The 24,708-nt window shown below is 65.0% G+C and carries 17 protein-coding genes; 7 read left to right on the top strand and 10 right to left on the bottom strand.

The features are described 5' to 3' along the window. Window positions 1–2: 2 nt before the first annotated feature. The 3 genes from M1D44_RS23675 to M1D44_RS23665 all read right to left on the bottom strand — a co-directional run bounded on the left by M1D44_RS23675 (window position 3) and on the right by M1D44_RS23665 (window position 4,857). Window positions 3–1,943 carry a S8 family serine peptidase gene (locus tag M1D44_RS23675; RefSeq protein ID WP_316852572.1) on the bottom strand — a complete coding sequence of 647 codons (1,941 nt, stop codon included), beginning with the start codon at window positions 1,941–1,943 and terminating at the stop codon, window positions 3–5. 292 nt (window positions 1,944–2,235) lie between these two features. After that, complete coding sequence (locus tag M1D44_RS23670) at window positions 2,236–3,252, bottom strand: helix-turn-helix domain-containing protein (protein ID WP_024978338.1); 1,017 nt, start codon at window positions 3,250–3,252, stop codon at window positions 2,236–2,238. A gap of 87 nt (window positions 3,253–3,339) precedes the next feature. Beyond that, window positions 3,340–4,857, bottom strand: a complete 1,518-nt coding sequence (locus M1D44_RS23665) for a sensor domain-containing diguanylate cyclase (protein ID WP_316852571.1) — start codon at window positions 4,855–4,857, stop codon at window positions 3,340–3,342. A 292-nt stretch (window positions 4,858–5,149) separates the two neighbouring features. On the opposite strand from M1D44_RS23665, the gene M1D44_RS23660 reads away from it, so the two are divergent. The 3 genes from M1D44_RS23660 to M1D44_RS23650 all read left to right on the top strand — a co-directional run bounded on the left by M1D44_RS23660 (window position 5,150) and on the right by M1D44_RS23650 (window position 10,018). After that, entirely contained in the window at window positions 5,150–5,344 is a 195-nt protein-coding gene (locus M1D44_RS23660) for a hypothetical protein (protein WP_024978340.1), read from the top strand. Window positions 5,345–5,627: 283 nt separating this feature from the next. After that, window positions 5,628–8,261 carry a bifunctional lysylphosphatidylglycerol flippase/synthetase MprF gene (gene mprF / locus M1D44_RS23655; protein ID WP_316852570.1) on the top strand — a complete coding sequence of 878 codons (2,634 nt, stop codon included), beginning with the start codon at window positions 5,628–5,630 and terminating at the stop codon, window positions 8,259–8,261. Further along, window positions 8,258–10,018, top strand: a complete 1,761-nt coding sequence (locus M1D44_RS23650) for a virulence factor (RefSeq protein ID WP_316683304.1) — start codon at window positions 8,258–8,260, stop codon at window positions 10,016–10,018. Before mprF ends, M1D44_RS23650 begins: the two co-directional genes overlap by 4 nt. A 49-nt stretch (window positions 10,019–10,067) precedes the next feature. On the opposite strand, the gene M1D44_RS23645 is transcribed toward M1D44_RS23650, so the two are convergent. From M1D44_RS23645 to M1D44_RS23635, 3 genes are all read right to left on the bottom strand, one after another. Then, window positions 10,068–11,789 (bottom strand): SulP family inorganic anion transporter, encoded by a 1,722-nt coding sequence (locus tag M1D44_RS23645; RefSeq protein WP_316852569.1) that lies wholly within the window; start codon window positions 11,787–11,789, stop codon window positions 10,068–10,070. A gap of 79 nt (window positions 11,790–11,868) precedes the next feature. Then, window positions 11,869–12,423, bottom strand: coding sequence for a sunset domain-containing protein (locus tag M1D44_RS23640; RefSeq protein WP_024978344.1), 555 nt, complete (start codon window positions 12,421–12,423; stop codon window positions 11,869–11,871). 209 nt (window positions 12,424–12,632) lie between these two features. Further along, a complete protein-coding gene (locus tag M1D44_RS23635) occupies window positions 12,633–13,559 on the bottom strand; it encodes a LysR family transcriptional regulator (protein WP_316683300.1) in 927 nt (308 codons plus the stop codon). Window positions 13,560–13,671: 112 nt separating this feature from the next. Between M1D44_RS23635 and M1D44_RS23630 the strand changes: the two genes are divergently transcribed. Beyond that, complete coding sequence (locus M1D44_RS23630; protein ID WP_439004444.1) at window positions 13,672–14,421, top strand: SDR family oxidoreductase; 750 nt, start codon at window positions 13,672–13,674, stop codon at window positions 14,419–14,421. 89 nt (window positions 14,422–14,510) lie between these two features. Here the strand turns inward: M1D44_RS23630 and M1D44_RS23625 are convergent, their stop codons facing one another. From M1D44_RS23625 to M1D44_RS23610, 4 genes are all read right to left on the bottom strand, one after another. Next, on the bottom strand, window positions 14,511–16,208 hold the full coding sequence (locus M1D44_RS23625; protein WP_316852567.1) for a TonB-dependent siderophore receptor: 1,698 nt from the start codon (window positions 16,206–16,208) through the stop codon (window positions 14,511–14,513). Beyond that, entirely contained in the window at window positions 16,105–16,653 is a 549-nt protein-coding gene (locus M1D44_RS23620) for an STN domain-containing protein (protein ID WP_316852566.1), read from the bottom strand. Before M1D44_RS23620 ends, M1D44_RS23625 begins: the two co-directional genes overlap by 104 nt. Before the next feature lie 631 nt (window positions 16,654–17,284). Next, window positions 17,285–18,091, bottom strand: a complete 807-nt coding sequence (locus tag M1D44_RS23615) for an oxidoreductase (RefSeq protein WP_316852564.1) — start codon at window positions 18,089–18,091, stop codon at window positions 17,285–17,287. A 60-nt stretch (window positions 18,092–18,151) separates the two neighbouring features. Then, window positions 18,152–19,612 carry a TolC family protein gene (locus tag M1D44_RS23610; RefSeq protein WP_316683296.1) on the bottom strand — a complete coding sequence of 487 codons (1,461 nt, stop codon included), beginning with the start codon at window positions 19,610–19,612 and terminating at the stop codon, window positions 18,152–18,154. A gap of 86 nt (window positions 19,613–19,698) precedes the next feature. On the opposite strand from M1D44_RS23610, the gene M1D44_RS23605 reads away from it, so the two are divergent. The 3 genes from M1D44_RS23605 to M1D44_RS23595 all read left to right on the top strand — a co-directional run bounded on the left by M1D44_RS23605 (window position 19,699) and on the right by M1D44_RS23595 (window position 24,635). After that, window positions 19,699–20,313: a TetR/AcrR family transcriptional regulator gene (locus M1D44_RS23605; protein ID WP_024978350.1), complete on the top strand. Its 615-nt coding sequence runs from the start codon at window positions 19,699–19,701 to the stop codon at window positions 20,311–20,313. A gap of 87 nt (window positions 20,314–20,400) precedes the next feature. Beyond that, window positions 20,401–21,516: an efflux RND transporter periplasmic adaptor subunit gene (locus tag M1D44_RS23600; protein WP_316852563.1), complete on the top strand. Its 1,116-nt coding sequence runs from the start codon at window positions 20,401–20,403 to the stop codon at window positions 21,514–21,516. Next, window positions 21,513–24,635 (top strand): efflux RND transporter permease subunit, encoded by a 3,123-nt coding sequence (locus M1D44_RS23595; RefSeq protein ID WP_316852562.1) that lies wholly within the window; start codon window positions 21,513–21,515, stop codon window positions 24,633–24,635. The genes M1D44_RS23600 and M1D44_RS23595 overlap by 4 nt, the downstream gene beginning before the upstream one ends. The last annotated feature ends 73 nt before the right edge of the window (window positions 24,636–24,708 follow it).

The raw sequence follows: 24,708 nt of genomic DNA, 5'->3' as shown, positions 1-24,708 counted from the left end.
GCTCACTTGGCAGCAATCACGCGGTACTCCACGGCCAGCGGCGTGGCGAGGGTCACGGTGTGGGTACCGCCCTGGGGCTGGTATGTCGAGCAGGCGTTGGTCGGCACGCCGCTTACGGCATAGACCTCCCACGTGCCGGCTGCGTTCTCACCATAGAAGGCGTAGCTGCCCAGGCCGTACTTGTTCACGGTATCGACGCCGTTGTTGTAATAGCCGTTGTACGGCAGGGACAACGCCGACACCGTGCCCGAGGGCGACTTCACAAAGAAGCCGACACTGCCCACGCACACCGAGCCCGATACGCGCAGTTGCAGGGCGTCGACCTTGTCGGTGCCCGACACGTTGAACTGGCCGAGCTTCTGCACTGCGCCGTAGTTGAGCTGGTTCACGTTGGCAAAGGCCGCCGCGAAGTCCGGCACTGACAGAGCGGCCGGCTTGTAGGTGACAGTGGCCTTGGCCATCTTCACCGCCGCTGATGCATCGACCAGCCCGAAGCCGTACCAAGTGGAGTACACATAGCCGGCGGCGTTGGTCTGCCAGCCATAGTCCAGGCGTGCGGTGGTCGCGCCATCAGTCAGCGCAGCACTGGTGTCGCCAGTGGCGGCGCCCGTAAGCAAGTCGATTCGCGCGTTGCGGCCGTCACGGCTGCCATAGTCGGTGTCGATCTTGCGTGCGGTGGCGCGCAGGATTTCGCGAACATCGCGCCACGTCAGATTCGGGTTGGCCGCCAGCATCAGCGCGACCACGCCGGACAGCGTGGGCGTGGCCGCCGATGTGCCGTTCATGCTCGAGTAGTCGCACTTCGCGTTGTCTTTCAGGTTGGTGTCGGTGCCTGCAATCGCAAAGTCATAGGTGTCGTCCGGATTGGCTCGGCTGTAGCCGCGTGCGCAGCCGCTGAGGTCGGTGGAGAAAATCTTTGGGCCGCTGCCCGTTTCACCATATTTGCCGCCGTTGCCGTATTCGCCGCCCAAGCCTGTGATCCAGTTGACCGATCCGGCGTTGGAGTAGCTCGACTTGATGCCCTGCGCGTTTGCCGCGCCGACCACGATCACGCCAGGCTCCAGGGCTTCCGGATCATTGGCGGGATTCTCGCAGCCGATCATGCCGGCGGCGCTGCCCACGGTCGGGCATGTGCGCGGCGGGACGCTGGCGCCGTCGTTGATGTATTCATATTCATTGCCCGACGCCTTGAGCATGACCAGCCCGCGGCCGCCACGCAGGTTCGGGAAGGCGCGCACCGCTGCCTGTGTCGAGGTAGACGTGTCGTACTCCAGCGGTGCCTGCGGGTTCGCGCCGTACGAGGCATTGATGATGTGGCCGTTCTTCGACCAGTCTGCGCCGCCGTAGGCTGCGGTGATGTCGGGGTTCGCCGCGCCGATGAAGCGCGCCCCGCCCAGTGTCGCGCGCGGAGCGATCCCCATGACGCCCTTGCCGTTCTGCGCCGCGGCGATGATGCCGGCCACGTTGGTGCCATGCGCGTCTTTGATGTTCGCGGGAATGTCTGCCGGTGTCGGATCGTTCGAACCATCGTCGAAGTTGTGCGTCATGTCCGAGTTGGCATTGGCGAACAGATCTTCGTTGTGCACGTCGATGCCGTCGTCCAGCACGAGCACGTTCACGCCCTGGCCCTTGACGCCGGCCTTGTGCGCGTCTTCCACGTCGATGTCGGTCGTGCCGTTGGCCACCAGGCCGAACGCCGCGAAGAAGCTGGTTGCCTGCTTGAGCGCCCATTGGTAGGCGTACAGCGGCTCGGTGCTGCCGGTCTGGCAGGCGTACTTGGCATCGACGCCGGTTTCCGCGCAGGTGGATGCGGGCGGCGTGTTGCCGCCAGTGTTGCCGCCGTTGCTGGCGGTGTTGCTTCCCGAGTCCCCACCGCCGCACGCGGCCAGGGCCACGGTGGCGAACAGCGTCAAGGCAAGCGATTTTCCCGTAATGTCTTTCACGAGACCCCCGTTTTGTCGTTGTGTGTTGTGCAAAGCGCGGGATGTCCGCACCGCTTTGACCTGTTCGACGAAGAGAGGGCACGTCGCTCGTGCCCGCCGCGAGCGCATGGGCGCTCATCAGGTCGGGCCGGATGCTCGCATGCACGCCAGTTGGGATTCAACGAAGAATGCGGCTGCGCGCGCTAACCGGTTCGGCCGTCGCGCGAACCTGTCAGTGCGTCTCAGTCTTGGGAACGGCAGGGCGCCGGAGGTGGGAGGAAAGAGGGAGTGCGCGAGGGGTGCCGCGCACGCTTCAGCGCATCTGCATGACCCAGGTGCGCCAGTCCTTGTGCTGCACGAAAGGCATGGCAGCGGCCCGGCCTTCCACGGCCAGCATGCGCGTTTCACGCGGCGACATGCCAGAGGCGCGGCGGTACGCGCGCGTAAAGTTCGATGCGTCGGAAAAACCGTAGGTCTGCGCGATCTCGGCCACCGAACGGTGCGTCTGCGATCGGTCGGCCAGGATCGCGTGGCACTGTCGCAGGCGCTGCGTGCGCAGGTAGTTGAAGAAGCCGCCCTCGCGCTCGAACAGCCGGTACAGCGTGGCGCGCGAGATGCCGAACTGCACGGCCACGCCTTCGGGCGAAAGCGCGAGATCGGACAGGTTGTGCTGCACGTGCCGGCAGATCGAAGCAAACAGGCTTTCCCTGACGGCTGGCGCACTGGCTTCGGTCACCTGGCAGTTGATGGCGGCCGCCGCCAGTTGCAGCGTGCCCGGGATGACGGCCTGTGCCTCGGCATCGCTCAACTTCCCGACCGATTGATAGAGCGAGCACAGGTGATCACGCAGCAGCCCGACCATTGGGGCATCGCCGCGCAGCACCCGCATGCTGAGTTCATCCGGTGCGCGCAGCAGCGGTGCCAGCAGGCGCCGTGGCACGGCCAGGCTCAGGAATCGACTGTCGTTCGTGCTGGTGGCGAGCGGCTGCGCAGCGTCGACGATGAACAGATCGCCGGGGCGCGTGGCGGTGCCGCTGGCGCCGTCGCGCTCTCCGCAACTGCCTTCCAGGTAATACTGGAGCACGTAGACATCCATGCCGTCGCGCCCCAGCTTGGAGCGGGAACGATCATAGTGCTGTGCCTGCGCGCTGATCATGCCCACACCCGTCTCGCCGCACAGATACGCATCGACGCTGGCCTGAAAGCCATGCGATTGCGGCGCGGCAGAGCGCGTGTCGAACAGCACGTTGATGGCATCCCGCCACGCCGCAAATTGATGCTCGCGCGGCAGCGCAGACGTATCGAAGTGGGAATGCGGAGGTTTGCTCACGGCGGTTTCCTGAAAGCCCCCGGCATTGTGCAGAAGCGGTGGCCGATGATGGGATGCCCCCAAAGTGGGGTGTCGACGGGCGCTGGCCTAAACGACCGCCAGCTTTGGCCGCTCCTGTCTGGGCATGACCACGTTGCGCCCGGCGGCCTTGGCTTCATACAGCCGCCCGTCGGCGAGGTGGATCAGGTCTTGAACGGTATCGTCGGCCGCGGCGATGCCCGAGTGGGAAGCCACCCCGACGCTGACCGTCAGCTTGCCGTACGCGCTTCCCGCGTTGGGCTCGTTGGCGGCCAGCACGGCGGTGCGGATGCTCTCGGCCACGCGCACGGCGCCGCTCAAGTCCGTATTGGGCAGGACGGCGCAGAACTCTTCGCCGCCATAGCGGCCGGCAAAATCTCCCGGGCGCTTGATGCGGTCGTTGATGCAGCGTGCCACCGTGCGCAGCGCGGTATCGCCGGCGGCATGGCCGTACTTGTCGTTGTAGGGTTTGAAGTTGTCCACGTCGATCATCAGCACCGACATCGGGGTGTGATGGCGATTGGCACGGCGCCATTCAACGTCCAGTGCCGAGTCCAGCGCGCGGCGCGTGCCGAGCCCCGTCAGGCTGTCGGTATTGGCCAGCAGGTGCAATTGCTGCTCCATCTCGAGCCGCTTGCGCAGTTGTTGCGCAAGGAGGAACGACAGCACCATGAATACCGCGTCGAGCATCAGCACGATGCCGCTGATCACCCATGCGCGCTGCCGCCACTCCGCGTAGATGTCTTCGGTGGCCAGCCCGACTGTGACAATCAGCGGGTGGTCGCCGATATGGCGGAAGCTGAACAGGCGCTCGATACCGTCAACGCTGGCAACGTCAACATAGGAGCCTTCGGGCGCAAGCAGGCGCTTCTGGAAGGCAACGTCCTCGGCCAGGCTTCGGCCGATGAGCTTTTCGGTGTAAGGGCGCCGCATGAGCAGCGTGCCGTCCGTGCGTATCAGCGTGACGGTCGCGTGGGGGCCGAGGTTGATGCCATCGAACAGGCGACGGAAGTAGTTCAGGCGCAGCGTGCCGACCACGATGCCGTTGAATTCGCCATGCGGGCCGTTCAGCCGCCGGCTGAGGCCCAGCGACGTGTCCAGGCCGGTCACGCGCGGCGTAAATGGCTCGCTGATATACAGCCCGACGTTCGCGGAGCCCTGATGCACCTGGAAGTAATCGCGGTCGCCGATGTAAATACGCCGCGGCGGCACCGAACGTGAATCGAGAACAACATCGCCGACCTTGTTGGTCACCAGCAGGGAGCCCAGGTCCTGTGCATTGGTCGACCGGTCGAACAGCACGAACTGGCGCACGGCGGGCGGCAACGCCAGCATGGCAGGATCGCGCACGCCGTCGATCACGGCCTGCAGCGACAGGTCGTACACCTCGATGTTGCGGGCGATGTCGCGTTGCAGGATCAGCGACAGGTTGTCGGCGGCGTCGCGTGCGCGGGCCAGCGCGTCCGTGCGCATTTCCCAGAGCGAGAACGCGGTGAGCGCGGCCAGCACCACCGACAGCATCGACGCGCCGATGATCAGCAGGGAAGGCCGCCGCAGGAATGCACTGGTGGCGCGCTGTAAAGGCATGCGCAGAATTGTGAAAATATTGAAAACGGTAGCCTCAATTGTGTACCGGACTCCACCTTCCTACGCAATACTATCTAAGACGTTTTCTGCAATGAAAACGTTTGCGGCCATTGATTTCATCCTGTCCATGCAACGTTTGTGGCCGCGGGTGTGCAGCTTGCTGATCCTCGGCTGAGTGCCGCACCCGCAGCGCTGGGCATCCTGCCCGCCCGACAGATGTGCATTCCGCACCCCATGCCATCGTGTCAGGCCAGCTTTGCCTATTCTGGGGTAAGCATCCTTGGAGAACGCCATGCCAGAGCCAGACGATCGCGCCTCACCCACTCCGGCGCCCGCCAACCCGCATCCGCCCGTGGCCGATACGCACGAGGAAGCCCTCCTCGACGAGGGCATCGAGGAAACCTTTCCTGCCAGTGACCCGGTTTCCGTCGATGCCGGCAAGCCCGATGTGCCCCCCAAGGCGCCGGCGAGCGCGCCCAAACCGTAAAATGCGGGCTGCGTGTCAACGCATCGGCGGTTTTAGCCGTCTTACGTAGGCCGCAAACAACGTGCGAATCCAGCACACGCGCCGTCTGAAGCGCGGGGCAAGAGAAAGCCGGCGCGCGCGACAAGCCCGTGCCGGTAGGTCGGGGTCCAATCAAGACGTCGATACCGTGCGGAGCATGGGCTTCGGCGGCTTGGCTTGCCGCGCTCTCCCGTCTCTGCGTGTCCGGATTCGTGTATCGCTTTGACCGGCACTCCACCAAGCCAGCAGGATTTCGTTTTTCACCATGCCTGACGCCGCGTCCAACGACGCCAGTCCAACATCACGCCGATCCTCGGCCCGCACCGCGCCTGACGCGCCCGCCACGCCTGCGCCCTCTGACTCCGGCTTTGGCCTTGCCAGCTGGATCGTGATCGGTGTGGTGCTGGTGCTTGGCGCGCTGGTGTTCGACAGCCTGTATGCGCTGCTCGACCATGTGCACTACGCCGACATGGTCGCCGCGCTGCAGGCCACGCCGCGCTCGCACCTGATGCTGGCCATGCTGGCCACGGCGCTCAGTTATGTCGCCCTGACCGGTTACGACGCGTCCGGCCTGCGCTATGCGGGCGCGCATGTGGCGCCCGCTACGGTGGCCACCACTTCGTTCATTGCCTATGCGCTGGGCAACACCGTCGGCCTCGGTTCGCTGACGGCCGGGGCGGTGCGCACGCGCTTGTACACAGCGGCCGGGCTTGATCCTGCGCGCGTGACAGAGGCGGTGGCCTTTGATGCGGGCGCGCTGGGCGTGTCCACCACGGCCTTTGGGGCGGTCGGGCTGTTGTGGGGCGCCCCGCACATCGCGGCCATTGCGCATTTGCCGGCCGCGTTGCTTGAAGTCGTGGCATTGCTGGTGCTGGGCGGCGTCGTGGCGTTGTTGGCGCTCTGCATGCGGCAGCGCCACGTGATGCTGTTCGGCCGGTGGGAGATCCGCCTGCCGCCGCCGGGGTTGGCCGCGCGTCAGTTCGCGATTTCAGCGGCCGACATGATTGCGGCGGCGGCGGCCCTGTGGGTGCTGATGCCGGCAGGCGCAGTCGATCTGCCGACGTTTGTGGCGTTTTACGCGTTGGCGGTCACGCTGGGCGTGCTGAGCCAGAGCCCGGGCGGTCTAGGCGTGTTCGAGGCCGTGATCCTGCTGGGCTGCAGCGGCCAGGCGCCGCCGGCCGAGGTGCTTGCTGCGCTGTTGTTCTACCGCGTCATCTATTTCCTGCTGCCGCTGGTCGTGGCCGCCGCCATGCTCGGCGTGTTCGAGTTGCGTTCCGGCGCGGGGGCGCCGTTCGGCCGCGCTGCGGTCAAGCTGTCGCCGGGGCTGCTGGCCGCGCTGACGATGGTGGCAGGCGTGATGCTGCTCGTCTCGGGCGTCACCCCCGCCACGGACGAAGCCGAAGACCTTCTGCGCATGCATGTGCCGCTGTTCGTGGTGGAAGCCTCGCACATGATCGGCAGTGTGGCGGGGCTCATCATGCTGTTTGTCGCGCGCGGGCTGCTGCACCGGCTGGACGCCGCGTGGTGGGCGGCGCTGGTGCTGTCGCTGCTCACCGGCGTGCTGGCGTTGCCCAAGGGCATTGCCGTGTCTGAGATGGCGGTGCTGGTGACGCTGGCGGTGCTGCTCGTCATCTCGCGTCGGCAGTTTGACCGGCCGTCGTCGCTGTTTTCGCAGCGGCTGGAGGCGGGGTGGCTGGTTGCCATGCTCTGCGTGTTTGCGGCGTGCGTGTGGATTCTCTTCTTCGCCTACCGAGAGGTGGCCTACGCCAACCAGCTCTGGTGGCAATTCACGTTCGACGGCGATGCGCCACGCTCCATACGCGCGCTGATGGCGGTGGCGGTGACCGGGCTCGGGTTTGGCATGCGCCAGCTCTTTCGCAAGGAGCCCGGTGTCACCACGTTCCCGAGCGACGAAGAACTTGCCCGCGCCGCCGAGATCGTCCGCAAGCAGCCCGCCGCCGATGCCACGCTCGCGTTGATGGGTGACAAGAGCCTGCTGTTTTCGCCGTCGGGCAACGCGTTCATCATGTACGCCAAGCAGGGGCGCTCGTGGGTGGCGCTGTCCGACCCCGTGGGCGCGCAGCAGGAATGGCCCGAGCTGATCTGGCGCTTTATCGAAATGGCCGATGCGCATGGCGGCCGCGCCGCGTTCTACAAGACACGCCCGCAGACGCTGTCGCTGTATCTCGATGCGGGCTTGCGCGCCTACAAGCTGGGCGAAGAGGCCTATGTGTCGCTGCCCGAGTTCAGCCTGAAGGGCTCGCGCCGCGCCAACCTGCGCCATGGCGTCACGCGCGGCGAGCGCGAAGGCCTGTCGTTCGAGATCGTGCCGACGGAAGATGTGCCCACCGTGCTGGACGAATTGCGCGCCATCTCCGATGAATGGCTGCGCAACCAGAATGCGCGCGAGAAGGGCTTCTCGCTGGGAGCGTTTGACGACCGCTACATCTGCAGCCAGCCCGTGGCCGTGGTGCGCCGTGAGGGCGTCATCCTGGCGTTTGCCACGCTGATGTGCCCAGATGTGCTGCGCATCGAGGCGAGTGTCGACCTCATGCGCTATCGCAGCGACGTGCCGCCGGGCACGATGGATTTCCTGTTCGGCAAGGTCATCCTCTACTTCCAGGCGCAGGGGTATCAGCGTTTCGGGCTGGGGATGGCACCGATGTCGGGCATGGTTGAGCATCAGCTTGCGCCGCGCTGGCACCGCTTCGGACGGATGATGTTCCGACACGGCGCGCGCTTCTACAATTTCAGAGGGCTGCGCAATTTCAAAGACAAGTTCGAGCCGGTGTGGGAAGCCCGCTACCTGCTCGCACGTGGCGGTATTGCGCCGCTATTCACATTGACGGACGTCGCCGCGCTGATCGGCGGCGGCTTGAAGGGAGTGATCTCCAAATGAGTTGGCAAGCACCGCGCACGCAAGAGGCGCGGCATCGGGGAGTGCTACGCAAAGGCTTGCGTTGGGCTGGGCATTTGAGTGCGGTCGGCATGGTGCTGGCAACGTCCTGGGCCATCGCAGCCGATGCTCCTGCGGCCAAGCCCACGCCTGCGCAGGGTCCGGTGCTGGTGCCGCCCGTGGGCATGGCGGGCGCCAGCGGCGTTGTGGCTGCGCCGCCACGCGGCGACATGCCGCCTCGCCTGCAGATGAGCGCTGCGGCCGTCACCGCCAACAAGGCCGCCAACGGCGGCGTGCTGTCGCTGCCCGTGGTGGCGCCTGCCACGGCCGCGGCGGCGCCCGGTGCCGTCGAGTTCGTCACGCACGGGCGCTTTCGCGATGTGCCGGTCTACAAGCCGAAGGGCGAAATCCGCTCCGTCGTGCTGATGCTCTCGGGCGACCTGGGCTGGACGCCCGCCGCATCGCGCATGGCCGAGAGCCTCGCGCAGCAGGGCGCTCTGGTGGCAGGTCTGTCAACGCCTGCGCTGTTCGCCAGTCTGGAGGCCGACCTGGGCGATTGCGCCTTCCCCGATGGTGACCTCGAAAACTTCAGCCGCTTCCTGCAGGCCTACGAGAAAGTGCCGGGCTACTACCCGCCCATCCTCGTTGGCGACAACGAAGGCGGTGCGCTGGCCTACGCCATGATTGCCCAGGCGCGCCCGAACATCTTCGCCGCGGCCATGTCGATGGAATTCTGCCCGGTGCTGGAGTTGCGCAAGCCGCTGTGCAAGGGCGAGGGCGTGCATTTCAGCCGCCGCATGAGCGAGAGCCGTACCACGGCCAAGCGCGTCAAGCCGCCCGAGAACGCCGGTGTGGTCCTGCTGCCCGCCACGAAATTGTCTGCGCCATGGGTGGCGCTGCAATCAGCCACGCCGACGTCGTTTGCGCGCCGCTCCGGTCCGCTGTGCGAAGCGCGTGCCACGCAAGCCTTCATCGATACGATTTCGGGGGCGCAATCGGTGGCGTTGCCGGCCACCGCGTCGGCCGCCAATGCACCGCCTGTGACAGCCAGCGAGCCATTCAAGGTGGCTTTCGCCAAGCTTGTCGCCCAACGCAAACCGCCGCCCCCGCCGCCGCCCGCAGCGGTGTCCGACTTGCCGATCATCGAAGTGCCCGCGCAGCCCGGTACATCATCCGAGCTGTTCGCGGTCCTGCTCTCGGGTGACGGTGGTTGGGCCGGGCTCGACAAGGAGGTGGCCGCTGCGCTGTCCAAGTCGGGCGTGCCCGTGGTCGGCATCGATTCGCTGCGCTACTTCTGGACGCCGCGTACGCCGGCCTCCGCCGCCGCCGACATGGATCGCCTCGTGCGCTTTTACGCCGCGCGCTGGAAGAAACAGAAGGCTTTGCTGATCGGCTATTCGCAGGGCGCAGACGTGCTGCCCTTCATCGTCAACCGGTTGCCGGCGGCGTCGCGCGAGCATGTCGCGCTGGCCGTGATGATGGGCCTGGGCAAGCGCGCCGATTTTGAGTTCCACATGACCAACTGGGTGTCGAGCAGCGCGTCTGGCCTGCCGATCCTGCCCGAGGTGCAGAAGCTGCCGGCGGGCCTTGGCATGTGCATCTACGGCAAGGAAGAGAAAGACACCAATTGCCCGGGCCTGGACCCGAAGCAGGTGCAACTGGTGAAGCTGCCCGGCGGCCATCACTTTGATGGCGATTACGCCAAGTTGGCCCGCATCATTCTTGAAGGCGCGCGCGCAGCGGGCAACGCACCGCGCTAATCCGCCAACGTCGGGGCTGGCGTGTCCGGAGTGCGGTGGCGTTGTCGAGCTAGGCCGGCGCCGGTGTGCCGGCTGTTGAGGCCAGCGACTGCACGCACTCATCCACGCTCAGCTCATGCAGCATCTCGGTGCGCAGCGTGTTATCGGTGGCACGCTGCAGGACCGTCAGCGCGCGCGGCTTGAGTCGCACCAGCATCAGTTGCAGGCCGCGCGCTGCACATTCGGCGGCAAAGATGCGCAGCGCCTCGATGGCCGAGCCGTCGACGTCCGGTGTTTCTTCCAGGCTGATCATGACGGTGCGCAGCGCGGGTTCGTGCGGCTGTTGCAGCATCGCGCGCACCGCGCCGAGCACGCGTTCGGTGTTGGCGAAAAACAGCGGTACTTCCGGCCGGACGATCAGCACGCCAGGCACGGCCTTGGCTTCCGGGTGCAGAGACACGTCGACAAAATCGTGGCTCTCGCGCAGGCGGCCGAGCACGCTTACGTTGGGCTCGGAGAGCTGGCGCAGAGTGAGCAGCAGGCTCACTCCAATCGCGGCCAGCAGCCCATGCAGCACGCCCAAAATCAGCACGGCCAGCAACGCGGCAATCACCACCAGCCGATCGCGGCGCCAGGCCCAGTAGGGCTTGAACACAGCCGGATGCAACGAATGGCTCACCGCAAAGATGACGATGGCCGCCAGCACCGGCTCGGGAATGCGCGCGAGCTGCGGCAGGAACAGCCAAACGATCAGCGCCACCACCGCTGCCGCGCACAGCCCGGCCAGACGTGATTGCGCGCCTGCGGCTTCGTTGGCAGACGTGGCTGAATATCCGGCGCCGACGGGCATGCCGTGCAGCAGGCCCGAGAGCAGATTCGCGCAGCCCAGTGCGACGAGGTCACGGTTGGCGGAGATGCCATCTCCGTGCTTGAGCGCGAAGTTGCGGATGGAGCCATAGGACTCGGCATAGAGGATCAGCATGAGCGCAAAACCGAGTTCAGCGCTTTCCATCCATTGCACCCGGTTCAGCGCAGGCACGCCGAAGCTGATGTTCTGCAGGTCGATATGGCCGACCACGGCAATGCCGTAGCTGTGCCAGTCGATCCAGTAGCCGGCCGCGATGGCCAGCACGATGACGACCAGCGTGGCCGGAATGCGCCCCCAGCGCCCAAGGCCGAAGAGTAGGGCGAGTGCGACGGCTCCCAATGTCGTGCTGTACCGGTTGGCGCTGGCCGCACTGGTGATGAGATCAAGCGCGATGCGTGGCGTGTCACTGTGGCGCACCGCCACGTCGAGGATCTTGGGCAACTGCTTGACGGCAATCGTCAGCGCCAGCCCGAACGTGAAACCGCGCAGCACCGGCCGCGCGATGAAATCCGACATGCCGCCCAGGCGTGCCGCGCCCGCCACGATGAACAGCACCCCCGTCGCGATGATGAGCGCCGCTGCCATCGTGAGCGCCGTCGCGCCGTTACCGCTAGGTTCCGATAGCACCGTCGCAAACAGCACGGCGGCCGACGACGACGTGGCCGAGACAATGGCAAAGCGGCTCGTGCCGACCAATGAATAGACCACCAGGCCGCACAGCAACGCGATCAGCCCGGCTTGCGGCGGCAGGCTAGCGATGCCTGCGTAGGCAACGGCTTCGGGCAGCAACAGGCCCGCAATCGAGAACCCGGCGATGACATCGCGCACCACGCGCTTCTGTGGCGGCTGTGGTGGCGCATCCAGCGGGGCGAAGCCCTCTGGGTGTTGCAGGGCGACGGCGAGATGTTCGTTGCTGGGGGGCATGCGATGCGGTGATCAGGCTGAAATGGACGACGCCGCGGTCCGGGTGGGCCGCGGCGTGCGGGTTTGCTTCGGGCGTGTCTTACTTGGTACAGGCCTTGTTGCGGCTGGGGCGCATGCCGGCGGCCTTGGCGTCGGCTTCAGTCATGTATTCGCCCTGTTTGGTCTTGCCGTAGTAGCGATCGCCCGGGCAGTGGTAGACCTTGGTGCTGGCATTGGCCCACACCTTGTCGGGGCCGCCGCCGGGGGCAACGGTGCCCGCAGCGGCCGCAGCAGGTTTGGCAGGCGCTGCGGCTGCAGGTTTGGCTGCTGGCGCGGGGGCGGGAGCCGGAGCGGCGGCAGGTGCAGCGGGAGCGGCTGCGGCAGGTTTGGCCGGAGCCGGTGCGGCAGGTGCTGCTGCAGGCGCGGCCGGCGCGGCAGCAGGTGCACCGCCTGCGCTGGCTTTCTTGTCGACACCACCATGGCCGCGGCAAGCGCCCTTGAGCGTCGCGCCGCTGTAAGGCGTGCCGTCCTTGCAGACCGCGTGGACGGCCGCTGGGGCCGCTGCCGGTGCGGTGGCGGGCGCGGCGGTGCCCTGCGCAAACGCCGAGCCCATCACCAGCGCACCCATCGAAAACATCAACGCAGACAGTTTCATAACGAGACCCTCAACGAGGCACGGAGATACGTGCGTGACCGATTAACGCTGGCCGACGGCGCGCGTTGACCCACCCGAGGGTTTGTCAGAAGACAAACGCTGCAATGTTGATCATTCCGCAACAGTCGGCGTCGCTTGTGTTGCGCCAACGGGCGATGCGGCGTCGGCGCCATCCCAGCATAGGCAAGATCACGTGGCCCGGCGAGGTTTCAGGCGAATGCGTCGACGCCCTGAACCAGCCGCTTTGCCAGACGGGGCTGCCGTAGTTGTTCGAGCCACCATTGGAGTGCACGGCCTTCACCGTCGCCATCGCCGCTGCGCCAGCCGACGTAGAGCAGATTCGGTTCGCGCGGATCGGTGGTGCGCTTTTCAATCAGCTCCCCGCGCGCGAGCAGCGATGCCACGCGGTGCCTCGGCAGCCAGCCGACGCCCAGGCCGTTGCGCTGCGCAAGCGTTTTGGCACGCATGCTGGGCACGGCCAGCGTAGGTTGCCCGCTGAGCATGCCGTAGGCGCGGCCGGCGGTGGTTCGCGCTGAATCGGCCACCACCACGGCCCGATGCCGGGCAATTTCCTCGCGCGTGAGCGGCGCCTCGATGGCTGCCAGCGGATGCCGTGGCGACACGGCAAACACCCATTCCACCACGCCCAGTTCGAACCACCCGAGGTTCGGGATGGACGGCGGCTCGTTCGTCGCCCCGATGACGAGGTCGGCGCGGCCATCGCGCAGCGCCTCCCATGTGCCGGCCAGCACCTCGTGCGTCACGCGCAGCGCCACGCCCGATTGCAGCGCATCGAACGCGTGCATCACGGGCATAAGCGATTCGAACTCCAGCAGCTCGTCCGTCACGATCCACAAGCGGTCTTCCCAGCCGTTGGCTACCTGCCGCACGCGCTGCGTCACGCGCGATACGTCCTGCGCCAGCCGCGCGGCTTCTTCCGTCAACAACTGCCCGGCGCGCGTGAGTTGCAGCCGGTAGCCGCGCCGATCAAACAGTAGGGCGTCGAAGCGCTGCTCCAACTGTCGCGCGGCATACGACACGGTCGACGGCGCCTTGCCCAGTTGCGCCGCCGCGCGCGACAGGCTGCCCGTCTGCCGGATGGCCTCCAGCAGGGCCAATTCTTCATCCGTCAACATGTGCAATTCCTTCGAACATGTTCATCGTTCGGATCGTATGGCAAACCGCTTGCCCTCGTCCACACTGCAGTCACGCGATTGTTCAAGTTCAATTTTCCTACTGGAGGACATCATGAATCGCTTCGAAGGCAAGACCGTTCTGGTCACTGGCGGCAACAGCGGTATTGGCCTGGCAGCCGCCCAGGCATTTGTGCGCGAAGGCGCCCGCGTGGTCATCACCGGCCGTGACGCCGCAGCGCTGGAAACGGCGCGCGCCGCACTCGGCAACAACGCCATCGCCATCCGCAATGAAACCGGCAGCGTGGCGGCCGCACGCGAGTTGACCCGTCAGCTGCAGGAGGCAGGCGTGCGTCTGGATGCCGTGTTCATCAACGCCGGCATGGCCAGGTTTGCCGCCGTACCGGACGTGGACGAGGCCCTTTGGGATGCCACCTTCAACGCCAACGTGAAGGGCGCGTTCTTTCAGATCCAGGCACTGTTGCCCATCCTCAACAAGGGCACGTCGATCGTGCTGAACGGCTCCATCAACGCGCACATCGGCATGCCGAATTCGTCGGTGTATGCAGCGAGCAAGGCTGCGCTGATCTCGCTGGCGAAGACGCTGTCGGGTGAGCTGATCGGCTCGGGCATCCGCGTGAATGTGGTCAGCCCCGGCCCGGTGACGACACCGCTGTACGGCAAGCTCGGCCTGGACGCCGACACGCTGGCCGCCACCGCTGCGCAGATCCAGGGCCAGGTGCCGCTGGGCCGCTTCGGCCAGCCGGAAGAGATTGCTTCGACCGTGCTGCATCTGTCGGCGCCGGAATCGGCCTTTATTGTTGGCACGGAGATCATTGCCGACGGCGGCATGAGCCAGCTTTAAGCCCACCCGGTGGCCGGTGTCCACGACTTGGTGGCGAGCGCAAGGCGGCTTTCTTTAAGCGCTGCGCCTTGCCGCCTGGCCGGCCAACGTCAGAAGCTGCGGGTCACGCGCAGTGTCAGGGTGCGGCCCGGCTGAACCGGGATGAAGTTCCCGGACTGTGCGTTGCCGTACGCCCGGATATTGAAGAGATTGCGCGCGAAGAGATCGACGCTCCAGGATTTCTGGTGCCAGAAGAGGCTGGTGTCGACGCGCACAAAGCCGGGCATGCGAAACGGAGTGTCGCCGTAGCATGGGGCGCCGCGTTGCCCCGTGATGCCAATCCCGGCGCCTGCGCCTTTCAATTGACCCGCCTGCATGGTGTACGTCGTCCAAAGCGCCCCGCTCAGGAATGGCGCCTGCGGCAGGAACCCCGTGGTCAGCGCGCCGGATACGCGAGACAGTGCCACCCACAGCGAAGTGTCCAAGCCCTTCGTTACTGCCCCTTGCATCGAGACTTCCAGCCCTTCGCTGCTCTGGTGCGCGATTTGTGTGTCGTAGCCGGCGGGCGCCACATCCACCAGCCTTACGTGGTGCGCATCGATGCGATACAGCGCCGCCTGCATCGTCAGCGCGCGGTTGGCATCTGCCCAGCGCAGGCCGGTTTCCAGCTGGCGACTCCGTTCAGGCAACAAGGCTTCGCACGGGTCGAAGTAGCCGGTGTTGAGACGGAAACCGCGCGAGTAATCGGCAAACCATGCGGTATGCGGCGTCAGCTTGTAGAGCACGCCCAGCGACGGCGTCCAGGCCGAGCCCTGAAGTTGCGCGCGCGGCAGTTTGGCGATGTAGTCATTCACGTACAGGGCGCCGGACAGCTCCCAACGCGCGCCAATGGCAATCTGGTCGCGCGCGCGAAACACCGACTGCCGCACCGATTGCGAAACCTGAATGCCCGGCACGAACGTGGCCGGCGGCAGTTGAACAGGTGCAAACGGATTCTGCGGCATCAGAAAAGGCGTCGCCGCAAAGACCATGTCCTGCCGCTCCTGAAACTCATCCCAGCCGAATGTGAGCACGTGCTGGAACGGCCCATGTGCGAACCTGCCCGTGAGCTCGTTCGAGATGGCCCACGAGGTGTCGTTGCTGCGATCGCCAAAGTTCAGCGTTGACGTAGGCGCCGTGTTGTTGACCACGAGCGCCGTATGCCAAAGCGCAGATTGTTCGGTGAGCGCTTCGTACGTGCCACGTGAGTGCAAGGACCAATCGTCCGTGAGGTTGCGCGAGACCTTGTAATAGGCGCGGCTCGCGCGGGACTGCACGTTGTCGTCGGCATTACCTAGCGGGCTTTGCATGGCCAGTCGGACAGGCGCGCCATTCAATGCAAACGTAGCGGGCGGCATGGGCTGGCGGCTGGTGACGGATTCCAGTCCGACTGTGACTTCCGTAGCAGCATCGTGCCAGCCGAGCGCTGCAAGCCCGTAGCTCTTGTGCCGACCGGCGTATCCCGAATCACTGTTGGCCGTCGTGTCCTGCAACGCCACCGCCCGGTAAGACAGGTCGGTCGATCCGATCGGGCCGGCCAGATCCACCACGGCTTTGCGCTCGGCGTGCGAGCCGATTTCGACTGCCACCGTTCGTTGTGGCGCTACCGTGGGTGCCCTGAGATTGGCATTGATGCCGCCCACGGCGGTCGGGGCGCCCCCGATGTCAGCATGCGTTCCCTTGATCACCGAAACATCCTCTACCGCCTCGATGGGTCGCACCGCAGCCATCTTGTCGGGCTGGCCATCGACGAATATCTGCCCTGTCATGAAACCCCGCGTGGCGTACCGTGGGGGGGGCCGAGGGGTCGAGCGACACCGACGAGACACCGGCAAGCGCCAGGGCATCCGCCATCGACGGGGCATTCTGGCTGGTAAGCAAGTCTCTTGTGAGGGTGCTGACGGCGTGAGGCACGCTCGTGATGGGCGTCTCGACATGCGTGACGGAGCCTGTTGTGAAGACGGCAAAGTCGCTGCCTGCCCGCGCGCGTACTTCGGCCGGGGGCAGGGTCCCGATGTCGCGCGGCTCGTCAGGCGCGCGCACGATGGTCAACGTGTTGTCGGGCAGTGTGGTCAGTTGCAGACCGCTGTCTTTGAGGGCCTGCTCCGCCGCCTGCTGGGCCGACATGGCGCCGCGAACCGGACCGGCCAACAGGTCTTTGGCAAGACCGGAGGGGAACGACATGGGCTGTCCGCTCACTTGGGCGATTTCCATCAACACGCGCTCCAAGGGCGCCCGCTCGATAGAAAAATCCCATGTGCCCAGCGGGGCAGCGTGGGCGTACTGCGCAGCGAACAGCGCTGCAAGACCAAACAGTCGTACCCGGTGCAATGTGGGGCCCGTGCGCGGCAGGCAAGCCTGCGCCGCAGCGCATGCAATGGCATTAGACGACCGCATGGTGGTGATGCACGCGGCGCAGCGGTACTTCGAGCACATCCTGACGAGCGATCAGGCGGCGGGGTCTGCGGTCACCCTGGCGTGCGGGGCTCCGTCTCCATAGCGGGTCCGGAAAACACAGCGCCGCCGCTTACAGTGCAGCGTAGCGTGAGCCCCTGCGCACATCTCTCTTGTTAGGCGAATTCCCCTTTTGTGCTGCCCCTTCATCACGCAAGTCCCCCCGACTTTTTTTTGGTGGTACGGCGCATGACGGCGTGCAGGAACCATGCCATGCGGAGCTTTGGTGGGCAAGGACGCGCTTTGCCGCCACGCCTGACAGGATGCGTCGTCAAGCTTCCATGGAGGGGCAGGTTTGATGAGCTTTTTTCAAGATGTTTTCTGGCTGTACGTCCGAGGTTCTGGACTTGCGGTGAACATTGTTGAGCTTTCTGGTGGGGAGTGAGCGCGCTCAGGAGAGGCCGAATGTTTTCCTCAGGCTCGAGTCAACGGGGCCTGCCGGCATGAACCGGCGCAGCTTGCTCAGAAGAGATGCCTCGCCTTTGGGCGTGCGGCGCATCTTCCATGCTCCCAGTGCAGCATCGACGATGGTGCTCGCGACCCCATCGGGGTCCGGCGCCTTCTGGACACTTTTTTGAATCGCCTGCGAAACGATGCCGCGCTCCGCGTCGTAGGCGGAGACCTTGGAAACCGCTTGAGGTGCGTTGGCATCCAGGCTGGTTTTGGTGAATGACGGCTCGACAAGCACCACACGGATTCCGAACTTGCGCACCTCGTGATCCAAGGTCTCGGACATTCCCTCCACTGCGTGCTTGGATGCCGAATACAGGCCCATGTAAGGCGCTGGCAGAAAGCCGAGCACCGAGCTGATGTTGACGATGCGCCCCGAGCGTTGCGCGCGCATGTGCGGCAGTACGGCTTGCGTGGTGCGCAAGATGCCGAACACGTTGGTGTCGAACAGCGTCTGGGCTTCGGCCACCGACGTTTCTTCTGTCGCGCCGAGCAGGGCCACGCCGGCGCTGTTGACCAGCACATCAATACGCTTGGTCTGCGCGATGATCGTCTCGATTCCGCGCTGGACAGAGGTTTCATCACGGATATCCATCTGGACCAGTTCAACACCCGCGATCGGTTGAGTGCGAGCGATGTTGCGCACGGTGCCGAATACGCGACACCCGCGCAGAGCAAACTTCGCGGCGGTGGCACGGCCGATGCCTGAGGACACGCCGGTAATCACAACGACTTTGGAATTCGACATGGCAATTTCTTTCTGTATGGGTAAATGGGATCTGCGGTAAATCGGGTTTTTGTCAGCGGTTTATTTGCTGGCGACGGCGGTCGGGATATCGGGCTGCCAGCCGCCGCCCAGCGCTTTGAATGCCGCGACAGCGGCGCGCGCGGATTCCGTTTGGGCCTGGGCGCGTGCGTCCGATGCACGCAACAGGCTCTCGTCTGCCTGCAGCACTTCGATCAGGCTGACGACGCCCTTTTGGTACGCCGCAAATGAAGCATTCCGTGCGCGGCTCAGCGAATCCACACCTTGCGCGAGCACCGTGGCTTGCTCCTCGCGCTTGACCAGAGCGGAGAACGCGTCCTCCACATCTTCCGTGGCGCGCAGCACGGCGAGCCGGTACGCAGCGAGCATCTCCGCCTCCTGCCCCTTGGCTTGATCGATCTGCGCGTTGATGCGGCCGAAGTCGAACAGGCGCCAGCGCAAGCCCAGCACGCCGGAAAATTGGCTGGCGCCGCTGCCGAACAGGCTTCCAGCGCCCACCGATGTGGCGCTGCCCAACAGGCCGCTGAGCGAGAACTTCGGGTAGTACTCCGCGATGGCGACGCCGATGCGCGCGTTGGAAGCCGCCAGGCGGCGCTCGGCGACGATGAGGTCGGGGCGGCGCCTCAGCAAATCGCCGGGCGATCCGCTGATGGCAATCTGCGGAGCGGCGGGGATGTCACCGTCTTGTGCAAGCTCGTCCCGGTGCGTGCCCGGTAACGAGCCGAGCATCACGTCCAGCGCGTTCATCGCTGCATCCAGACCTGCTTCAAGCTGCGGAATGGAGGCGCGAACCTGCGCCAGTGCGCCTTCCGCCTGCCTGACTTGAAGCTCCGCCGCCAGCCCCTTGCCGTAAAGCAGGTTGATGGTGGCGAGCAATTCCTCTTGCGTTTGCACCTGGTGACGGGCCACCTTCAGGCGCGTCTGCAAGCCACGGATGGTGATGTAGATATCGGCAGTCTGCGCAGCCACGGCCAGCCGTGTGGCGACGGCGCCAGCTTGGGAGGCTTGGTAGTCCGCCAGCGCAGCCTCGCGGCCACGGCGCAGGCCGCCAAATACGTCCAGCTCCCAACTGGCGTTCACGTCAGCCTCGAACGCGTTGCCGTAGCGGTCAAAGCCGGGCCTTGAGTTCAACACGCGGCCTAACGGGGTTTCGACAGACTGGTATGCACGCGCAGCCTGGCCCGTGACATTGCCGGACGGCAGCAGTGCAGCATTGGCGGCCCCTAAGCCGGCACGGGCCTGCGTGACGCGTGCGAACGCCTGGGCGAGGTCGAGGTTCTGTTCCAGTGCAAGCCGCACCCATTTGGTGAGTTGCGGATCGCCAAAAGCTGCCCACCACGTCGGTAGATCGGCCGCCGCGTTGGCGGTGCGCTGCTCCACGGCTGTCTGACCAAGGAACCGGTCGGGAAGCGGTGCATCAGGCTTCACATAGTCCGGGCCGACCGCGCATCCGGCGCTCAGGCTTGCGAGGAGGAGGGCCGCAGAGGCGTGTTTTGGCAACATGACGGGGTCCATCGAAATTTTGAGTGACTATAGTACAAATTGGTCACAAGTTGTTCAACTATCGCGAGTCACGTAAGCTGGAGCCCATGAAGACCCCTTCCTATCCCGTCTCCGCCCGCGGCCCGGCGGACCACGATGTGCGAGACCAGATCGTCGCCGCCGCCACCGAGCACTTCAGTCGCTACGGCTATGAGAAGACCGCCGTGTCCGATCTGGCCAAGGCCATTGGTTTTTCCAAGGCCTACATCTACAAGTTCTTCGAGTCCAAGCAGGCCATTGGCGAGATGATCTGCGCCAACTGCCTGCGCGAAATCGAGGCCGATGTGAATGCCGCCCTGGCGGAGGCAGACTCCCCGCCGGAAAAGCTGCGCCGCATGTTCAAAGCCTTGACGGAGGCCAGCCTCCGGTTGTTTTCCCACGATCGCAAGCTGTACGAGATCGCGGCCTCGGCAGCGACTGAACGCTGGCAAGCGGTGATCGCCTATGAAGGCCGTATCCAGAAGTTGCTGCGCGATGTGCTGCTGGAGGGCCGGGAGACCGGAGACTTCGAGCGCAAGACACCATTGGACGAGGCCACCGCGGCCATCTACCTGGTCATGCGCCCGTACATGAATCCGTTGCTTCTGCAATACAGCTTTGACTACACGGACACGGCGCCCGGACTGCTTTCCAGCCTCGTACTCCGAAGTCTTTCCCCCTGATGCGCAGATTTTTTCGTTGTGACCATTGACTAAATTGGTCACAAGAACAAGAATGAAAGCCCAGATCATCCTGTCGATGGGGCTTTCATGCTTTCGCGTCGCTTTATTACGTCTTCCGTTGTTCTTGCGTTGCCGCTTGCGCTGAGCGCTTGCGGCGAAAAAGCCCCCGCTGACCCACGCACCCAGGCGCCTCTGGTGCGCGCCGCGTTTGTTCGGCCTGTGGCGTCTGCATCGCGCTCCTTCACAGGCGTCGTGGCTGCCAGGGTGCAGAGCGACCTCGGGTTCCGCGTGCCCGGCAAGGTGCTGGAGCGGCTGGTGGACGCGGGGCAAACCGTCAAGCGCGGGCAGCCGCTCATGCGCATCGATCCGGTCGATCTGAAGCTGGCCGCGCACGCACAGCAAGAAACCGTGGCCGCCGCCCGGGCACGCGCGCAACAGACGGCGGAAGACGAAGCGCGCTACCGCGACTTGCGCGGCACGGGCGCAATTTCCGCCTCCGCTTACGACCAGGCCAAGGCCGCGGCGGATGCAGCCAAGGCGCAATTGAGCGCGGCTGAAGCTCAGGCCGATGTAGCCCGCAACGCCAGCCGCTATGCAGAACTCGTTGCCGATGGCGACGGCGTGGTCATGGAAACGCTGGCCGAGCCCGGCCAAGTGGTGAATGCCGGGCAGGTGGTTGTGCGCTTGGCGCATGCCGGGCGCCGTGAAGCGGTGGTCCAGTTGCCGGAAACGTTGCGGCCGGCAATCGGCTCGGTCGCACAAGCCACGTTGTTCGGCAAGGAAAGCGATGGAACGCCCGCCAAGCTGCGGCAACTTTCGGATGCTGCCGATCGGCTTACCCGCACGTACGAAGCGCGTTATGTGCTGGATGGCGAACTGGCCAATGCGCCGCTTGGCGCGACCGTCACGATCCAGATTCCCGATCGATTGGCCACCGCGCAAGGCGATCTGCAGGTGCCGCTGGGCGCTGTGTTCGATGCCGGCAAGGGCCCCGGCGTGTGGGTCATCCAGGGCGACCCTGCCAAGGTGTCGTGGCGCTCCATCACCATCATGCGTCTTGGTGACGAAGGGGCAAGCATTGCCGGCCAGATCCAACAAGGCGAGCGGATCGTCGCGTTAGGCGCACAACTGCTGCGTGAGGGCCAGCAAGTCCGCGTGGCCGGGCAGGGCACCGGCACCGCCATCGCGGGAGTGCGACTGTGAGCCCGGGCCGCTTCAACCTATCGGCGCTCGCCGTGCGCGAGCGTGCGGTCACGCTGTTCCTCATCTGCCTGATCTCGCTGGCAGGGCTCATTTCCTTCTTCAAGCTGGGCCGCGCGGAAGACCCCGCGTTTACGGTCAAGGTGATGAACATAGTCACCGTGTGGCCGGGCGCCACTGCGCAGGAAATGCAGGACCAAGTGGCGGAGAAGATCGAAAAGCGCATGCAGGAGCTGCGCTGGTACGACCGCACCGAAACGTACACGCGCCCGGGCCTGGCGTTCACCACGTTGACCTTGCTCGACACCACGCCGCCGTCGGAGGTGCAGGAAGAGTTTTATCAAGCACGAAAAAAGGTTGGCGACGAGGTGGGCAACCTGCCGTCTGGCGTGATCGGGCCGATCGTCAATGACGAATATTCGGACGTGACCTTCGCGCTGTTTGCGCTCAAGGCACAAGGCGAGCCGCAACGTGCGCTCGTGCGCGATGCCGAGACGCTGCGTCAGCGTTTGCTGCACGTGCCTGGCGTGAAGAAGGTCAACATCATCGGCGAACAGTCCGAGCGCATCTACGTCGAGTTTTCACATGACCGGCTGGCGACGCTGGGTGTGAGCCCGCAAGACGTGTTTGCCGCGCTCAACAGCCAGAATGCGTTGACGGCTGCCGGCTCGGTGGAAACGAAAGGGCCGCAGGTGTTCATCCGCCTGGATGGCGCATTTGATGAACTGCAGAAGATTCGCGATACACCGGTGGTGTCGCAGGGCCGCACGTTAAAGCTCTCGGACATCGCCACCGTCAAGCGCGGTTATGAAGACCCCGCCACGTTCATGGTGCGCAATGGTGGGCAGCCCGCCTTGCTGCTGGGCATCGTCATGCGCGACGGATGGAACGGGCTCGATCTGGGCAAGGCACTCGACAAGGAAGTCGGCGCCATCAATGCGGACATGCCAGTCGGCATGAGCCTGACCAAGGTGACGGACCAGGCGGTGAACATCGCCGCGGCCGTTGACGAGTTCATGCTGAAGTTCTTTGCGGCATTGCTGGTCGTGATGCTGGTGAGTTTTATCAGCATGGGCTGGCGCGCCGGCCTCGTCGTGGCCGCAGCCGTGCCGCTGACACTCGCCGTGGTGTTTGTGGTGATGGCCGCGACAGGCAAGAACTTCGATCGCATCACCCTTGGGTCTTTGATTCTGGCGCTGGGCTTGTTGGTGGACGACGCCATCATCGCCATTGAAATGATGGTGGTGAAAATGGAGGAGGGCTACAGCCGCGTGGCCGCTTCGGCCTATGCGTGGAGCCACACCGCCGCGCCCATGCTGTCGGGCACGCTGGTCACGGCCGTCGGCTTCATGCCTAACGGCTTTGCACGATCCACCGCAGGTGAATACACGAGCAACATGTTCTGGATCGTCGGCATTGCGTTGATTGCATCCTGGGTGGTTGCGGTCGTGTTCACGCCTTACCTGGGTGTAAAGATGCTGCCCGACTTCAAGAAGGTCGAGGGTGGTCACGCTGCGATTTACGACACGCCACGCTACAACCGCTTCCGCGCACTGCTTGGGCGTGTGATTGCACGCAAATGGCTGGTGGCGGGTGCGGTGGTGGGCCTTTTCGCGCTGGCCATTGCGGGCATGGCGGTGGTCAAGAAGCAGTTCTTCCCGATTTCGGATCGGCCTGAAGTGCTGGTCGAGGTGCAGATGCCCTATGGCACATCGATCAACCAGACCGACTCGGCGACCGCAAAAATCGAAGGCTGGCTCGCCAAGCAGAAGGAAGCCAAGATCGTGACTGCCTACGTCGGCCAGGGGGCGCCGCGCTTCTATCTGGCAATGGGGCCGGAATTGCCGGATCCGTCGTTCGCAAAAATTGTGATCCGCACCGATAGCCAGGAAGAGCGTGACACGCTGAAGCAGCGTCTGCGTCAGGCCGTTGCGGATGGCCTCGCTCCCGAGGCGCGCGTGCGAGTGACGCAGCTCGTGTTCGGTCCGTATTCACCGTTCCCGGTGGCCTACCGCGTGACCGGTCCGGATGCGGAGACACTGCGCCGCATCGCGGCCGATGTGCGGCAGGTCATGGACGCCAGCCCGATGATGCGCACGGTCAATACGGACTGGGGCATGCGTGTACCTACGCTGCACTTCACCCTGCAGCAAGACCGTCTCCAGGCCGTGGGCCTGACGTCCAGTGCCGTCGCGCAGCAACTGCAATTCTTGCTCAACGGCGTTCCGGTGACGGCGGTGCGCGAGGACATCCGCACCGTGCAGGTGACGGCGCGCTCGGCCGGCAACGTGCGGCTCGACCCGGCCAAGATCGGAGACTTCACGCTGGCCGGTGCCAACGGGCAGCGCATTCCGCTCTCGCAGATCGGCAAGATCGAGGTGCGCATGGAAGAGCCCATCATGCGCCGGCGCGACCGCATGCCGACCATCACGGTGCGCGGCGACATTGCTGACGGCCTGCAACCGCCCGATGTGTCGACCGCCATCAGCAAGCAGCTCGCCCCGATCATCGAGAAATTGCCGAGCGGATACCGCATTGAGCAAGCGGGCTCCATCGAAGAGTCGGGCAAGGCGACGAAGGCCATGCTGCCGCTGTTCCCCATCATGCTGTCGGTGACCCTGCTGATTCTCATCTTCCAGGTGCGCTCGATTCCGGCGATGGTCATGGTGTTCCTGACCAGTCCGCTAGGCCTGATTGGCGTGGTCCCGACCTTGATTCTGTTTGGGCAGCCATTTGGCATCAACGCGCTGGTTGGCCTGATTGCGTTGTCGGGCATCTTGATGCGCAACACGCTCATCCTCATCGGGCAGATCCAGCACAACAAAGACGAGGGGTTGGACCCGTTCCGGGCCGTGGTGGAAGCGACGGTCCAACGTGCCCGCCCGGTGATTCTCACGGCGCTGGCCGCTGTCCTGGCCTTCATCCCGCTGACGCATTCGGTGTTCTGGGGCGCGCTGGCGTACACGCTGATCGGTGGAACGTTCGCGGGCACGATCCTGACGCTGGTGTTCCTGCCGGCGATGTACTCGATCTGGTTCAAGATCCGGCCTGGCAACGCGGTCGAGGCGCAGCCCACATCGCACGAAACGGCGCGGCCCCCAGGCCAACTGGTGCCTGAGTAATCTTTTCCCGCCTGCCCTAGTTACCTCCGTTCTCTCTCGACCTTCGGGCAGGCGCTTTTTTTCTTCTGGGGCC

This window comes from Ralstonia sp. SA306 (genome assembly GCF_054792405.1).
The sequence above is the reverse complement of the archived record's forward strand: the minus strand, read 5'-3'. Positions and strand labels throughout refer to the sequence as shown.